Below are 17,082 nucleotides of genomic sequence, written 5' to 3' on the forward strand. Positions count from 1 at the left end.
TAAACACACTAGTGAGTTTATCCAAATATTGTATGCAATATTACCCATCTGAACGAAAAATGTCATTGAAACTATGAGTAAAGAACTTAGACATTTAATAATTATATTACTGTTTTTTGGCTTTTTAAGCTCCTGTACATCGCGTGACAAAACCAAAATAAAAATAACTGATTTTTCAGAAAAAACAACACGGACTATTGAACCTTATAAAAATGATTCATACGCGATGATGAATGTTTGGGTAAACGGGTTCACAAAAGATACGATTCTAATAAAATTAGGAACTGATGAAAGTTTACCAATATTAAAATTGTCAGGTACAATAAGTCAAAGATGGTATACTGACTATTATGGTGGAGGGAATCGAACTTTGATTTTTGACCCTTACAAAGCAACTGAGGGTGATTTGGAAATTAAGTTTGAATTGAACTAGTGAATCTGTATCATAATATATAACAACGTGTATAGTTCATTTCGTCTGAAATTCCCTTATTAATTTCAGACGTAATGAACAATGGCTTTCTGTTTATTTACTAAATTAGTGGTTCCCACAACGAAATCATAGCCTAACCGTTGTGACACATTCAACCAATAATCTTAGTTAACTCCTATTCCGCTAATAAACCCGAAACAAATGTTTCAAATTCTGTTGTATAATCTGTGTATTTCTCACCAGTTCCTGGCCCATTAAAACCTGTATCAATTCTACGTACTTCCCCAAATTTATCAATGAAAATAGTTGTTGGATAAGAAATGATATGATTCAGTGCAGGTAATTTTTTCTGCATTTCAGATTTACTTCCAGAACCATATTGTGCCAAGAGAATTGGGTAAGTCATTCCTATTCGGTTGCGTAATCTTTTAATATTTTTAAAGGCTTCTTCCTCGGTTTTTTTAAATTCTACTGTTAATGCAACAACTTCAAATCCTTTGTTTTTATTTTCATTATGAAACTGAGCATAAAACACACTGCTATCTAAACAATTTGGACACCAAGTACCCATAATTTGTACTAATACAACTTTATCTTTAAATCGCTGGTCGCTTAATGAGATCATAGTACCGTTTTCATCTAGAAACGAAAAATCTAAAGTCTCATAGCCATCATTTAAATAGGTGAGTTCATCAATTTCTGGTAATTCAAACTCTGAATTTCGTTTCGCAACGAAAGGTTCTTTCCAATGATTTCCTGAATAAAATTGACCTTGCATAACCGAGTCATTCACAATAGCCTTAAATAAAAAAGCGTGTGCACCATCATAAGTAGATATTTTTAAAGTATCGGCATCTATAATACCTTCTAGATAACGATAATCTCCGGTAGTTGTTCTAAAAGTTCCCGTAACCTTTTTACCGTCTTGTTTAAAAATTGCTTTTGCAATATACTCGCCCCTTTCTCCTTTGCTAAAAACAGTCTCCCATACTCCAGAAACATCAAATTCAGCTGTTGCTTCCGTTAAAAATCTTAGATCATTATCATAAGTAGCGTTAAATGAAGTAATACGTTTACGCGTTTTATTTATGTATTTTCCAGATAAATTATCTCCATCGAACACTCCCGCAAAATAACTTTGAAAAACAGGTGTTTTAATGTATATAGAATCATTTACATAGCGAATTTCGTCAACATTAATACGTTCATCGGCATTAAAAATAGTAAGCGTACCATCTGAATTGGCCTCGAAAATAAATGGAATTTCTTCATTGTCTTGTGCGCCTAACACTACTCTATAAAATCCTGTTTTAAGTGTTTTTTGACCTTGCCCAGTTGTACAAGAAGTAACGAAGATTAGAGCCAAAAGAAGGTATAAATAACGCATGTGTAAATGTTTTGTTTAAAAGTTCGAAATAACGATAAATACATCGAATAAAAAAACTTGTGCCTATTTCTTCATTTTCAATCAGCACTACTTTTAATTTTTGAAATTAACGCTTCTTTTGATTCAACATCTTCTCCATGTACCCAATTCAGCACATTTTCATTCCAAATTTGGTCATATTGTGTTTGATTGATAATACCACGTTCTAGGGTTAAATCTAACAACTTTCCTGGGTACGAAGATTGTTTATCACTTTCCATTTCTCCTAATGGATAAGGGTCGTCTAAGCCCATTAAAATTTGGTCGCTTCCTTGCCTCTCAACCATTAATTTGAACGCGTCTGTATCATGTACTAAGGTGTCAAAATAAATATTCTTATGCCCTACTGCCTTTCTTGGATGTACCTTTTCATCGAATAAATCTGGCCTACCATCAAATCCTTGAATTCGACGACCTAAACTCATCTGCGCCAATTGACCTCCATGTGCAAAACAGGTTCTGATATTTGGATACCGTTCTTGATAGCCATTTATAGTATAGAAATGATACGCGTCACCACATTGTGCTAACATCCAAATTAAATGAAAACGCCAATTTTTATCTTCTAACTTAATCATTTTATTTCCATCATACGGATGGATTTCAATGGCCAACTTGTACTTATCTGCCAATTCAAAAATAGGATCGTTTACCTCATCAAATATCACTTTCCATGTTCCCGTGGTATCCATATAATGCGTAGGTAAGCACAAAACTTTCAATCCTAATTCTTCCACGCATCGCTCAATTTCCCATAATGCACCTCTTACAAAAGCAGGTTGTACTACAAACCCACATGTAAATTTTTTTGAATGCTCTGCCTGAATTTGCGCATTAAAATCATTTTGAAAACGCAAGGCATCCTTCATTATATCATACGTCAAGGCATTGCCATACAACTGTGAAAGGTTAAGTACCACCGCATGATCTATATTATTGCGTTCCATCCATTCTAATTTTTCATTTAAGAAAAAACTTGAATCTGTAACGGGTCGTTTCCAACCTTTCTGCAACATAAATCTACGTTCCTTATCTACCCAAAATATTTCCTTTTCGCGCATAAAAGCGGGAATCTGTTCTGGATATGGTAATAGATGCGAATGTCCGTTGATGCGTATTTTTTTCATATTTATTGTTTGTGTCATTTTGAACAATCCCGATACTAACTAGGAGAAGGATCTTTAAACAAATCCTCGTTGTGCCTTAATGCTCTGTCTAAATGACAATTGATCATATCATTTTGGTCGCTGCATAACAGTACCGCATTCTTTACAGGTTCTTTTTGATACATTGCCATAATAACTATCGAATATTACAGGCATATCTGTTTCAATATTATCTAGTGTAAATGGCTCTTCATGCAACTTGGCATCACAATTTTCGCAATACCATTGCAATCCATCTTGCACACCTTCTGGTCTTGGATATTCTATGACTAAACCTACGGTATTTGCACTTCGTTGTGGAGAATGTGGAACTTTGGCTGGTAACAAAAAGATTTCACCTTCATTAATAGGTATGTCTTTAGGTACTCCGTTATCAATCACCTTTAATATCATATTACCTTCTACTTGATAAAAGAATTCAGGTGTTTCATTATAATGATAATCTTTTCTACTATTAGGTCCACCAACCACCATCACAATAAACTCACCATCTTTCCAAACACATTTATTGCCTACTGGTGGCTTTAGTAAGTGTCGATTCTCATCAATCCACTTTTTAAAATTTAAGGGTGTAACTAAATTACTCATAACTCTTGAATTTTGTTCAATTTACAAAGATTTTGTTCTTCCTCCATCTACAGGAACGTTAATTCCGTTTATATAACTTGCTGCTTCACTTGATAAAAACACAATGGCATTTGCAACCTCTCCAGGAGCGGCAAATCGTTTCATAGGTACGCCATTTTTCATGGTATCGGAAACCTCTTCAATAGATTTACCCGATTTGTTGGCTTTGTTTTTTATAATTTCTGATAATCGCTCTGTGGATGTTGCTCCAGGTAGTACATTATTTACGGTTATATTAAACTGTCCTAATTCGTTCGCCAATGTCTTACTCCAATTACCAACTGCACCTCTAATTGTATTACTCACACCTAATCCGTCCAATGGCTGTTTTACTGAAGTAGAAATAACGTTTATAATTCTTCCGTATTTAAATAATTTCATTTCAGGAACTAGAGCTTGTACCAATATATGATTGCACTTTAAATGCTGTGTAAATGCTTTTTCAAATTCATCTATTTTCGCGCCATAAATAGGGCCACCCGCTGGACCACCTGTATTATTAATCAAAATATGAAATCCATCGTTATCAGTAAGATAAGCATCTAATTTAGATTTCAACTCTGTTGGATTTTGAAAATCGGCGACGATATAAGAATGGCCCTGGTTATTATTTGGCAAATCTGACAATACCAATTTTAATTTTTCCTCGTTCCTTGCAATTAACGTTACGTTTGCTCCTTCCAGTGCTAACCCTCTTGCTGTTGCTTTTCCAATTCCTTGAGTACTACCACATACCAAGGCATTTTTATTTTGTAAATTCAGTTCCATTTTTTACTAGCTATATTTTATACATATATTCTTAGATTCTGTAAAAAAACGCAAGGCTTCAAAACCTCCTTCTCTTCCTACACCTGAATCTTTTACTCCGCCAAACGGTGTTCTTAAATCACGCTGCATCCATGTGTTTACCCAAACAATTCCACTTTCTATTTTATTTGTCATACGCATGGTTCTATTTAAGTTGTTTGTCCATAAAGATGCAGACAGACCATATTTTACATCATTTGCCAAATGAAGTACTTCCGATTCTGATTTAAATGGCATAACGGTAACAATTGGGCCAAAAACTTCTTCTTTATTTATTCTACAGTCATTTAAAGTTAATTCGATGATTGTTGGTTCCATAAAATAACCATTTTCCAACCCATCAACATTTACTTTATTTCCTCCATGCAATAGAATTCCTCCTTCTTCCTTTGCTATAGAAACATAACTTAATACTTTTTCTTGATGTACTTTTGACACCAATGCTCCCACATTTGTACTTTCATCTAAAGGATTTCCAACTTTTAATTTAGATACCTTTTCAACAAAATCTACTTTGAATTTTTCAAAAATTGTTTCTTCTATATAAATACGACTACCACACAAACAAATTTGACCTTGATTGGCGAAAGAAGAACGTACTGTTGTTTCTAACATTTGATCATAATCGCAATCGTCAAATATGATGTTTGGATTTTTACCCCCTAACTCAAGCGATAATTTTTTGAACATAGGCGCGGCTACTTTTGCAATTTGCGCTCCGGTTTTGGTGCCACCAGTAAATGAAATCGCCTTAATATTTGGATGCGAAATAATGGCTTGTCCCGCAAATTCACCTAATCCATGTACTATATTTAAAACACCCTTTGGTAATCCTGCTTCCGCACAAATTTCACCTAGCAAGAAAGCTGTCATTGGTGTTACTTCGCTCGGTTTGGCAACAACGCAATTACCCGCGGCAATAGCAGGAGCAATTTTCCATGTAAATAAATACAACGGTAAATTCCAAGGAGATATACAACCGACAACTCCTATAGGCTTGCGTAGCGTATAATTCATTGCATTTTCTCCAACACTTTCATGACTTTCACTCGAAAACTGAGTTATAGCGTGTGCAAAAAACCTGAAATTTGACGCTGCTCGTGGAATATCAACAGCCTTTGCTAATGATAACGGCTTCCCATTGTCCTTACTTTCAGCCATTGCCAATTCATCCAACCGTTCTTCGATAATAGTTGCTATTTTTAATAATATCTTGGAACGTACTTCTGAGGTTGTTTGGGACCAAGAATCAAATGCATCCTTTGAAGATTTATAGGCTAATTCAACATCCTCCGCTGAAGAGTTCGGAATTTGTCCATATACTTCTCCTGTTGCTGGATTGTAATTGTCTAACCAACTATTGGTTTTGGGATTAATATAAGTTCCGTTTATGTAATTTTTAATGTTCATATTGGTTTATACGCCACTACTTTAATTTCTACTAACAAATCAGGATGTGGTAATTGATGCACGGCTACAGTTGTTCTAGTTGGGCCAGTTTCTTTATCAAAGAATTGCCCATATACTTTATTGTAACCTGCAAAATCATTCATGTTTACCAAAAATGTAGTCACATCTATGACATCTTTTAAAGAGGCATTAACTTGATTCAATAAACCATCAATGTTTTCTAATACTGCTTCCGTTTGTGTACCAATATCTAATTTCTTGGTGTTCATTTCATCTACCAATTCAACCCCAGCAATACTATTATCCGGTCTTCTTGAGGATGTTCCAGAGACAAAAATAAAATCGCCCACTCTTTTTACAAGTGGATAGGCGCCTCTCGGTGTTACTTCTTTATTATGCATCGTGTTTTATCTTATTAAAAATTGTGGCTAAATCTAATTTTTCTATTTCACTGTTTACAATCAATTCTAGCAATACCTTGTCTTGATAATTGCCCTTTTTCTTTGCTTCAGAATAAGAGATATCTTCTCTAAAGGTAACTAAAGAATATTTAGAATAGTAATCAAAAGATGTTTCGAGTTCCATTTCTATCTGTCGCTTCTTTTTAAAATCAGGATTCGCTACATGATCTCTCATTTCATAAAAGTTCTCAACAGCTAAATCTCCAATGGCGTCCGCATCTTTTTTACGCTCATTTTCATAAGCAGTAAATACTTTGTCCCAATCTCCTTCGTATTTCTCTATATATCCATCTAAAACATACACATCTTCAAATGAGGCATTCATTCCTTGACCATAAAACGGCACAACTGCATGCGCTGCATCACCAATCAGTAATGATTTACCTTTATATACCCAAGGTCTACATTTTATTGTTCCTAAATTTCCAACCGGATTTTCAAAATAATCATCTACCAAATTGGGCATTAGTTCTAAGGCATCTGCAAATTGTTCTCTAAAAAATGAAACTACTTTTTCTTTAGAATTTAATTCTTCAAAACTATATTTTGCTCCACTATGTTCTAAAAACAATGTTACCGTAAAGCTTCCATCTAAATTTGGCAATGCTATGAGCATATACTTTCCTCGCGGCCAAATATGTAAAGCCTTCTTCTCTGTTCTAAATCCACCAGTATCTAGAGCAGGTATCGTTAATTCTTTATAGCCATGTGCCAAAAAGTCTTGAGAATAACTAAACAACATTTCTCTTTGGTTAAAAAACTCTTTTCTAAGAACTGAACCAACACCATCTGCACCAAAAATTACGTTGGCATGAAAACCTTCTATTGTATCATCAACTTTAAAAGTCGCTTTATTCTGTTCTAATTCTATTCCTGTACAAGGGCTATTAAAAACAATGTTTACATTTTCAAACTTTTCAACTTCATCAAGCAACAAAGCATTTAGTTCGCCTCGAGAGACTGAATTGATATATTCTCCCGGCCTGCCACTATAAGAAGATAAAAATGTTTCACCTTCAATACTATGAATCATTCTTCCGTTCATTGGAATACACAAAGGAAAAACTTTGTCTACCACTCCGGCCAATTTTAAAGCTTTGATACCCCTATCTGAAAATGCTAGGTTAATCGATTTTCCTGCACTAATATCCGTTTTTCTTAGATCAGATCGTTCTTCTCTTAATTCAATTTGATACCCTCTTTGCGCTAACCGCAAGGCTAATAAAGAACCACATAGACCTGCTCCAATGATTAGTATTTTTTCTTTACTAGTATCCATTCATCTCCTCCTTTAAAATTTGTACAAATCGAAACACATCCTCAAAACTATTGTATAATGGAACCGGTGCTACTCTTATAACATCAGGCTCTCTCCAATCTGTTATCACATTTCTATTTGATAATTTTTTATGTAACTCTTTATTTGCATTCTTAACTTGAATAGACAATTGGCATCCTCTTTCCTCAGCATTTTTTGGCGAAATAATTCGAATAACATTTTCTCCCAATTCCAAAACCAACTCCTCTAAATAACCTGTCAAATCTTTTGATTTTTTTCTGATTGCCACCATGCCAACTTCATTAAAAATAGCTAGTGATGCTTTAATGGCTGCCATCGACAAAATTGGAGGGTTACTTAACTGCCATCCTTCTGCTCCCTCAATTGGATCAAATGGTTGCCTCATATTAAAACGTGTATCTTTATTATGACCCCACCAACCCGTTAATCGTTTCAACTCTTTATTCTTGGCATATTTCTCATGTACAAACAAGCCTCCTAAACTTCCCGGTCCAGAATTCAAATATTTATACGTACACCAGACAGCAAAATCTACATTCGAAGCATGTAATTCAGGTTGTATATTCCCAACACCATGCGCTAAATCAATTCCCACTTTAGCTCCGTGCTTATGACCTAATTCTGTAATTCGTTTTAAATCAAAAAACTGACCCGTGTAGTAATTAACCCCTCCTATCAAAAGCAAAGAAACCTCATCTTTATGATCATCTAACAAAGATTCTAAATCCTCATAGTTCAAAAGTTCTTCTCCTTCTCTAGGTTTCCATTCTAACAAATGATCATCCGGATTTAAATTGTGAAATTTTAATTGTGATTCCACTGCATATCTATCAGAAGGAAATGCATCACTTTCTATAATTATTTTGGTCCTATTCTCATTGGTTTCAAAAAAAGAAACCATAGCCAAATGTAAGTTAGTTGTTAAGGTATTCATAACTACAACTTCAGTAGGTTTCGCACCAACTATTTTAGCCATTGCATCGGACAAGAATTCATGATAAGGCATCCAAGGATTCTTCGCCTCAAAATGGCCTTCAACTCCTAAATTGGCCCAATCTTTTAATTCTTGTTGAATATTCTCTGCTGTAGATTTGGGCTGTAAGCCTAATGAATTTCCACAAAAATACAACCAGGGCATATCGTTATTATCTGTAGGTATATGAAATTTTTCTCGATATCTTCTTAACGGATCCTCTCGATCTAAATTACGAGCAAAGTCTAATGAATTTTTCAATTTTATATCAAATTTGTGCTTCTCACAAATTTAAAAATTTAAACCCAATAATAGTAGCAACCAAAAAATAGGAATAGCTTCTACCCAAAATGCGCTATAATATTTTGATTGCTCTTTTCTACTAAAAAGCAGCAATACAAAAGATAAAGAGCAGATAGTCAGCAAAATGAACATTTCATTAAATTCTTTACCAAAGATAAAGAGCTCAATTGTGAAGATTCCTAAAATTAGGATTAAGCCTAACAATTTTGTAGTAAAATGTCCAAATTGTTGCGGAATTGTTCTTAATTGATCACTATCAAAATCAACATCACGGATATCAAATGGTAAGGTTATTAAAATCACAAAAAACATTCGTTGAAGAAAAAACCACCAGATAATTACGTCAATGTCAATTTCGTTTTGAACCAATGGAAATAAAACCGTTACTCCGGCAAAACAAAATGCAATTAAAAAAATCTTTAAACCAGGGACCCTGCGCAGTGTAACCAACTTTCGTGGAAGTTTCATACCGTAGAACAATGTCAATATAAAAAACGGCAATAAAATCATTAAAGATTCTATTCTAAAACTAAAGGATAAATACAGAACGATTATAGCCGAAATAAATGAAATAATGACCAATAATGACTTATGATTTCTATACCAGTTAGAGAGCCAATCTTTTTCAAACGATTCATTTAAAAACCGTATAAAATTATAACTCAAAATTGTGGAGAAAAAACAAAATAACGCCGTAATATTTTCTTCTACACCAAAGTTTTTCAAGGTTAATTTTACAAAACAAAATACGCCTAGAGCAACATGAATACTACTAAAAATGTAAAAGTTGAAAAGACGCTTTATAGTTTGCATTAAACAAATGTAAACAAACTAAGAATGATTTCTTACCCATTTAAAATTATCCGTACATAATAGAATATTATCCTTATTAAAGGATTCATAATTTCACACCAAAATTCAATTTAAAATTTAGGAATTTTCAGTAATTTTGCACTTTTAATTACATACATAAAAATGAGAACAGATTCTTTCGTATTACGACATGTAGGGCCACGCCAGTCCGAAGTTGATCAAATGCTTAAAAAAGTTGGTGTAAACTCTTTAGATGAATTAATTCATCAGACTATTCCAGATGATATTCTACTTAAAAAATCATTGAATTTACCTAAGGCTTTGGATGAGTCAGAATTTGTTACTCATATTAAAGGTTTAGCCGCCAAAAACAAACAATTTGCTACCTACATTGGATTAGGTTATCATGGAACAATTACACCCCCTGTAATTCAAAGAAATATTTTTGAAAACCCAAGTTGGTACACTTCATATACTCCTTACCAAGCTGAAATTTCTCAAGGTAGATTAGAAGCATTGTTAAATTACCAAACAATGATTGGCGATTTAACTGGATTTGAGTTGGTAAATTCTTCTTTATTAGATGAAGGTACTGCTGCTGGTGAGGCAATGATTATGTTACACAATAACAGGTCTAGAGCTCAAAAGAAATCAAATGCTAATGTATTCTTTGTTTCTGAGGATGTTTTACCTCAAACAATGGATATTCTAAAAACTAGAGCCTTACCATTGGGAATTGAATTGCAATTTGGAAATCATGAAACATTGGAGTTAAATGATACCATATTTGGCGCAATTGTGCAATATCCTGGTAAGCATGGTAATATTGTTGACTATACTGATTTCATTTCAAAAGCGAAAGAAAATGAAACCAAAGTCGTTGTTGCAGCAGATTTATTAAGTTTAACTTTATTAAAGAATCCTTCTGAAATGGGTGCTGCAGTTGCGGTTGGAACTACTCAACGATTTGGTGTTCCATTAGGATATGGAGGACCACACGCTGGTTATTTTGCCACTTCATCTGACTTTAAGCGTTCTATACCTGGTAGAATTATTGGAGTAACCGTTGATGCTGATGAGAACCGTGCGTTGAGAATGGCATTACAAACTCGTGAACAACATATTAAACGTGAAAAAGCAACTTCTAACATCTGTACCGCTCAAGTTTTATTGGCAGTAATGGCTGGAATGTATGCAGTATATCACGGACCTGACGGATTGAAATACATCGCAAACAAAATTCATGGGTTTACTAAATCATTAGATGCAACATTACAAAAACTAGGGTTTACACAAGAAAACGAGGTGTATTTTGATACATTAAAAGTAAAAGTTGAAAATGCATTTAAAGTTCAATCTGCTGCAGAGGCAAATGAAATCAACTTCTTAATTATTGATAAAAACACAATTGGAATTTCAATTAATGAAACTACAACGGAAAGTGCCGTTGCAAAAATTATTAAAGTTCTCTGCGAGGCTGAAGTGAAAAATTCGATCGAATTGACTTCAAATGATGCAACTATAATTCCTTCTAATTTAGAGCGTACTTCTTCTTATATGACGCATGAGGTATTTAACTCATATCATTCTGAAACAGAAATGATGCGTTATATCAAGAGATTAGAGCGTAAAGATATTTCGTTAACAGATTCAATGATTTCTTTAGGGTCGTGTACTATGAAGTTGAATGCGGCATCAGAAATGTTACCGTTGAGCTATGGAAGTTGGAACAACATTCATCCATTTGTACCTGTTGGTCAAGCACAAGGGTATCAAGAATTATTCAAAGGATTGGAAGCTTCATTAAATGAAATTACAGGATTTGCAGCGACTTCTTTACAACCAAATTCTGGAGCACAAGGAGAATATGCTGGTTTGTTAACTATTAGAGCATACCATAATTCAAGAGGAGATGATCATAGAAACATTTGTTTAATTCCTTCATCTGCGCATGGAACAAATCCTGCATCTGCTGTCATGGCGGGGATGAAAGTAGTTGTAACAAAATCGCTTGACAATGGTAACATTGATGTAGACGATTTACGTGAAAAAGCAGAATTGCATAAAGACAATCTCGCTGCTTTAATGGTTACATATCCATCTACTCATGGTGTATTTGAATCTGCTATTAGAGAAATTACTGAAATCATTCATACTAATGGTGGTCAAGTATATATGGATGGTGCAAATATGAACGCTCAAGTTGGATTGACAAATCCAGCAACTATTGGTGCAGATGTTTGTCACTTGAACTTGCATAAAACATTCGCTATTCCGCATGGAGGTGGTGGACCAGGGGTTGGACCAATCTGTGTTGCGGCACACTTGGCTCCGTTTTTACCATCGAACCCAATAATAAAAACTGGAGGAGAAAATGCTATTACTGCGGTTTCTTCTGCACCTTGGGGTTCTGCCTTGGTAGATATTATCTCTTATGCATATATTAAAATGTTGGGTGCTGAGGGCTTAACTCAGTCTACCAAAATTGCCATTTTAAATGCCAATTACCTAAAAACAGAATTAGAGCAGCACTACTCTATTTTGTATGCTGGTGAAAAAGGAAGAGCGGCACATGAGATGATCGTTGACTTTAGAGAATTTAAAGAAAAAGGAATTGAGGTTGTAGATATTGCTAAGAGATTGATGGACTTTGGTTTCCACGCTCCTACTTTGTCGTTCCCGGTTGCTGGAACATTAATGATTGAACCAACAGAAAGTGAAAACAAAGCAGAATTAGATCGTTTTATTTCGGCTATGGCGACAATTAAAGAAGAGATTGATGCTTATAAAGCAGATGAGGATTCAGTATTGAAAAATGCGCCTCACACACAAGCAATGATTACAGCTGACGAGTGGAATTTCGCCTATTCTAGACAGAAAGCGGCATTTCCATTAGAGTACATCAAAGAGAATAAGTATTGGCCATCTGTAAGAAGGGTGAACGATGCTTATGGTGATAGAAATTTAATCTGTTCTTGTAACCCAATTGAGGATTATATGTAGGAATAGATTGTTAGACTTTTGGATTTCTAGATGTTTAGAATTTAGTAGTTTCATTAAGTCTTAAAATAAATTTTACAAAAGTGGTTTTTAGTTTATCTTCGAAACTTTAAACCACTTTTTTTTATGAACCCTAAAGTTCGAAATATTCGCACACAATTGTTATCAGACAATTGGTACACTTTAAATAAAATTATTTTTGATTATTTAAACGATAAAGGGGTTTGGGAGACCCAAGAACGGGAATCTTATGATCGTGGAAATGGTGCCGCTATATTACTGTACAATAAAGAAAAGAAGACCATTATTCTGACGCGTCAATTTAGAATGCCTACCTATTTAAATGGTAATAAAGACGGAATGAGTATTGAGGTTTGTGCTGGTTTATTAGATGGTGACGAGCCCGAAGTCTGTGCAATAAAGGAAGCCGAAGAAGAATCTGGATATCGGGTAAAAAATATTGAACGTGTTTTAGAGGCCTATATGTCACCCGGCGCAGTGACCGAAATTGTTTATTTATTTATTGCTGAATATACCGACGAAATGAAAGTAAGCGAAGGCGGTGGGTTAGATGATGAACACGAAAATATTGAGGTGTTAGAAGTTAATTTCAACGAAGCCCTTGACATGGTAAAACGTAAAGAAATTCACGATGGAAAAACCATCATGCTCTTGCAATACGCCCAAATTCATAATTTAGTAGAATAATAAAAATTTATAATCAACAAAAAAGCCTCGCAAATTGCGAGGCTTTTTATATATCTAAGAATCTAAAGATAATCTAAACTGATTATTTCTCTTCTTCTACTTCTTCAAAATCTACATCTTGAACATCGTCTTCAGCACCGGCTCCTGCGTCCTGTGCTCCTTCAGCACCTGCTGCTCCAGCCTGTGCTTCTTGTTCTGCTTTGTACATTTCTTCAGATGCATTTTTCCAAGCCTCATTGATTTTCTCCATTGCGGCATCAATCTGCTCTAAGTCTTGTGTTCCATGAGCAGCTTTTAATTCAGTCAATGCTGCTTCAATTGGTGCTTTTTTATCATCAGATAATTTCTCACCAAATTCTTTCAATTGCTTTTCTGTTTGGAAAATCATTGAATCTGCACCATTGATTTTTTCAGCCTTTTCTTTCGCTAACTTATCAGCCTCTTCATTTGCTTCAGCTTCTTGCTTCATCTTTTGGATTTCTTCTTCAGATAATCCAGAAGAAGCCTCGATACGAATGTTGTGCTCTTTTCCAGTTCCTTTATCTTTTGCTCCAACGTTGATAATACCATTAGCGTCAATATCAAAAGTTACTTCAATTTGAGGGATACCTCTGCCTGCTGGTGGAATTCCGTCTAAGTGGAAACGACCAATAGTATTGTTATCCGCTGCCATAGCACGCTCACCTTGTAATACGTGAATCTCTACTGATGGTTGGTTATCTACTGCTGTTGAGAATACTTGTGATTTCTTAGTAGGAATCGTCGTATTTGCCTCAATTAACTTTGTAAATACGTTCCCCATAGTTTCGATACCTAATGATAATGGAGTAACGTCTAATAACAATACATCCTTAACATCACCAGTTAAAACTCCACCTTGAATTGCTGCACCAACTGCAACAACCTCATCTGGATTTACACCTTTAGAAGGCTTCTTTCCGAAGAATTTTTCAACTGCTTCCTGTACTGCAGGAATACGAGTAGATCCACCTACTAAAATAACCTCATCAATATCGCTCTTTGATAAACCAGCCGCTTTTAATGCTGCTTCACATGGCTTGATTGTTCTTTTTACTAAATCGTCGATTAACTGCTCAAATTTTGCTTTTGTTAATGTTCTAACCAAGTGCTTTGGTCCACTAGCAGTAGCCGTAATATATGGCAAGTTAATTTCTGTTTGTGCAGAAGAAGATAATTCAATTTTCGCTTTTTCAGCCGCTTCTTTTAAACGTTGTAAAGCCATTGGGTCTTGTGTAAGATCCATGTTCTCTTCAGATTTGAACTCATCTGCTAACCAGTTAATGATTTTTCCATCAACATCATCACCACCTAAATGTGTATCACCATCAGTAGCCAATACTTCAAATACACCATCACCTAATTCTAAGATGGAAACATCATGTGTTCCACCTCCAAAATCAAATACAACAATTTTTTGATCATCGTTTTTCTTGTCCATTCCGTAAGCCAATGCTGCTGCAGTAGGCTCGTTGATGATACGAGAAACTTTTAAACCAGCAATTTCACCTGCTTCCTTTGTTGCTTGTCTTTGTGCATCATTAAAATATGCCGGTACAGTAACAACCGCTTCAGATACTTCTTGACCTAAATAGTCTTCTGCCGTTTTCTTCATTTTTTGAAGTGTCATAGCAGAAATTTCTTGTGGTGTATATAAACGACCATCAATATCTACACGTGGTGTATCGTTATCTCCCTTTACAACTTTATAAGGTACACGCTTAATTTCTTTTGCACATTCAGAGAATTTATTTCCCATAAAACGCTTAATCGAATAAACCGTTTTTAACGGATTCGTTACTGCTTGTCTTTTTGCTGGGTCACCAACTTTTCTATCGCCACCTTCAATAAAAGCAACAATAGAAGGCGTTGTGCGTTTACCTTCTGCATTAGGAATTACTACAGGCTCATTTCCTTCCATTACGGAAACACATGAGTTCGTTGTTCCTAAATCGATTCCAATTATTTTACTCATAATATTTATTTTATAATTTTATTCTAATTTTTATAACTGTTCACCATAGGTCAAGTTTTGTGCCATTGGATTTTTTATGTCATCTTGTCATAAGTTAAAATTAGATGAATTCTTTTTGTCAACTTTCTTTTACAAAATCATACATTTTGACATATTATTTTTACCAATCTCATATATTTGCCTACCTAAAAAATAGAATTCTATAAAATGGAGTGTATTTCAGTTTTTGACATGTTAAAAATCGGTATCGGGCCTTCCAGTTCACATACATTGGGCCCTTGGCGCGCTGCTGAACAATGGTTAGCCCACTTACAATCTAAGGGTTTGTTAACCACTGTTACTAAATTGAAAGTCGATTTATTCGGCTCATTGTCTTTAACAGGAACAGGACATGCAACAGATTTAGCCGTTTTATTAGGTTTAACCGGTGCAGATCCAGAAACTATTCCCGTTGATGAGATTCAACCGACTATTGATGATATCAATATCAATCATTCATTAAAGTTAAATGGGTTGATTCCTATACAATTCAATCCGAGAATTGACATTGTTTTTAATCGTGATTTTCTGCCCTTTCATGCCAATGGACTTACTTTTACAGCCTATCAAAATGAAAATGAATTAGATGCATCTACTTATTATTCCATTGGTGGAGGATTTGTAGTTCAAGAAGAACATACCGGCGAAGAGGAGAAAGCCGCAATCTATAAAACATTCCCTTATCCGATTCAGACTGCAAAAGAATTGGAAACCTATTGTAAGAAAGAAGGCGTGAAAATTTCTGAACTCGTTTTACGAAATGAGCTTTCTCAAAAAAGTGAACCTGAAATTGATAAAGAGATTCATCGTATTTGGGATACGATGTTAGAATGCATGTATATTGGTTGCCATACCGAAGGGACTTTACCTGGCGGGTTGAATGTAAGAAGACGTGCATTTGATATGCATCAAAAATTACAAGGAGACACACCATATACCAATCCGAAAGAATGGATTACTTCAATAAGAAATACTGAAGTCAAATTTAGACAAATATTAAAATGGGTTAGTTGTTTTGCGTTAAGTGTTAACGAAGTAAACGCATCACTTGGAAGAGTTGTAACGGCTCCAACGAATGGAAGTGCTGGAGTTATACCTGCTGTTTTGATGTATTATTTAGTAATTGAAGATCATAAAGCCGATTTTAAAGATATCAAACAATTCTTATTAGTTGCTGGAGAAATTGGAAGCATCGTAAAAAAAGGTGCGACTATCTCTGCCGCTATGGGAGGTTGTCAAGCAGAAATTGGAGTTTCTAGCGCCATGGCTGCAGGAGCATTAACTGAACTATTAGGTGGAACTCCGGAACAAGTATTAATGGCAAGTGAAATTGCTATGGAGCATCATTTAGGATTAACTTGCGACCCAATTGGAGGGTTGGTTCAAATTCCTTGTATTGAACGCAACGCAATGGGTGCAATTAAAGCAATTAATGCCGCTGAGTTAGCCTTAGATACGGACAGTACACAGGCCAAAGTTCCTTTTGACAAGGTAATTGCTAGCATGTGGGAAACCGCAAAAGATATGCATTCTAATTACAAAGAAACTTCTGAAGGAGGCTTAGCAGTGAGTGTTAATATTGCAGATTGTTAACAATCTATGCTATCATTTATTAATAGCATA

14 protein-coding genes are annotated in these 17,082 nt (G+C 34.9%); 4 read left to right on the forward strand and 10 right to left on the reverse strand.

Annotated features, from left to right (window positions below; genetic code table 11):
• Positions 1-73 precede the first annotated feature (73 nt).
• The gene (locus RM519_RS03845) at positions 74-433 is read left to right on the forward strand and encodes a hypothetical protein (RefSeq protein ID WP_311592229.1); all 360 of its coding nucleotides are present in this window, start codon (positions 74-76) and stop codon (positions 431-433) included.
• Between the two features lie 175 nt (positions 434-608).
• Here the strand turns inward: RM519_RS03845 and RM519_RS03850 are convergent, their stop codons facing one another.
• The 9 genes from RM519_RS03850 to RM519_RS03890 form a co-directional block, all read right to left on the reverse strand.
• Positions 609-1,820: a TlpA disulfide reductase family protein gene (locus RM519_RS03850; RefSeq protein ID WP_311592230.1), complete on the reverse strand. Its 1,212-nt coding sequence runs from the start codon at positions 1,818-1,820 to the stop codon at positions 609-611.
• Positions 1,821-1,897: 77 nt separating this feature from the next.
• Positions 1,898-2,986: an amidohydrolase family protein gene (locus tag RM519_RS03855; protein ID WP_432280174.1), complete on the reverse strand. Its 1,089-nt coding sequence runs from the start codon at positions 2,984-2,986 to the stop codon at positions 1,898-1,900.
• Positions 2,987-3,094: 108 nt separating this feature from the next.
• On the reverse strand, positions 3,095-3,613 hold the full coding sequence (locus tag RM519_RS03860; protein WP_311592232.1) for a 3-hydroxyanthranilate 3,4-dioxygenase: 519 nt from the start codon (positions 3,611-3,613) through the stop codon (positions 3,095-3,097).
• 21 nt (positions 3,614-3,634) lie between these two features.
• Complete coding sequence (locus tag RM519_RS03865) at positions 3,635-4,420, reverse strand: SDR family oxidoreductase (RefSeq protein WP_311592233.1); 786 nt, start codon at positions 4,418-4,420, stop codon at positions 3,635-3,637.
• 6 nt (positions 4,421-4,426) lie between these two features.
• Positions 4,427-5,869 (reverse strand): aldehyde dehydrogenase, encoded by a 1,443-nt coding sequence (locus tag RM519_RS03870; protein ID WP_311592234.1) that lies wholly within the window; start codon positions 5,867-5,869, stop codon positions 4,427-4,429.
• The gene (locus RM519_RS03875; protein ID WP_311592235.1) at positions 5,866-6,270 is read right to left on the reverse strand and encodes a RidA family protein; all 405 of its coding nucleotides are present in this window, start codon (positions 6,268-6,270) and stop codon (positions 5,866-5,868) included. The genes RM519_RS03870 and RM519_RS03875 overlap by 4 nt, the downstream gene beginning before the upstream one ends.
• Positions 6,263-7,609 (reverse strand): FAD-dependent oxidoreductase, encoded by a 1,347-nt coding sequence (locus RM519_RS03880; RefSeq protein ID WP_311592236.1) that lies wholly within the window; start codon positions 7,607-7,609, stop codon positions 6,263-6,265. Before RM519_RS03880 ends, RM519_RS03875 begins: the two co-directional genes overlap by 8 nt.
• Positions 7,599-8,870, reverse strand: a complete 1,272-nt coding sequence (kynU, locus tag RM519_RS03885; protein ID WP_311592564.1) for a kynureninase — start codon at positions 8,868-8,870, stop codon at positions 7,599-7,601. The genes RM519_RS03880 and kynU overlap by 11 nt, the downstream gene beginning before the upstream one ends.
• Positions 8,871-8,894: 24 nt before the next feature.
• Positions 8,895-9,719, reverse strand: coding sequence for a UbiA prenyltransferase family protein (locus tag RM519_RS03890; RefSeq protein WP_311592237.1), 825 nt, complete (start codon positions 9,717-9,719; stop codon positions 8,895-8,897).
• A 162-nt stretch (positions 9,720-9,881) separates the two neighbouring features.
• On the opposite strand from RM519_RS03890, the gene gcvP reads away from it, so the two are divergent.
• A complete protein-coding gene (gcvP, locus tag RM519_RS03895; RefSeq protein WP_311592238.1) occupies positions 9,882-12,722 on the forward strand; it encodes an aminomethyl-transferring glycine dehydrogenase in 2,841 nt (946 codons plus the stop codon).
• Positions 12,723-12,845: 123 nt separating this feature from the next.
• Positions 12,846-13,427 (forward strand): GDP-mannose pyrophosphatase NudK, encoded by a 582-nt coding sequence (gene nudK, locus RM519_RS03900; protein WP_311592240.1) that lies wholly within the window; start codon positions 12,846-12,848, stop codon positions 13,425-13,427.
• An 82-nt stretch (positions 13,428-13,509) separates the two neighbouring features.
• On the opposite strand, the gene dnaK is transcribed toward nudK, so the two are convergent.
• Positions 13,510-15,420, reverse strand: a complete 1,911-nt coding sequence (dnaK, locus tag RM519_RS03905; protein WP_311592241.1) for a molecular chaperone DnaK — start codon at positions 15,418-15,420, stop codon at positions 13,510-13,512.
• Between the two features lie 207 nt (positions 15,421-15,627).
• Between dnaK and RM519_RS03910 the strand changes: the two genes are divergently transcribed.
• Positions 15,628-17,052: an L-serine ammonia-lyase gene (locus RM519_RS03910; protein ID WP_311592242.1), complete on the forward strand. Its 1,425-nt coding sequence runs from the start codon at positions 15,628-15,630 to the stop codon at positions 17,050-17,052.
• The last annotated feature ends 30 nt before the right edge of the window (positions 17,053-17,082 follow it).

This window comes from Urechidicola vernalis, from assembly GCF_031846385.1.
Taxonomy (GTDB): Bacteria; Bacteroidota; Bacteroidia; order Flavobacteriales; family Flavobacteriaceae; genus Urechidicola; species Urechidicola vernalis.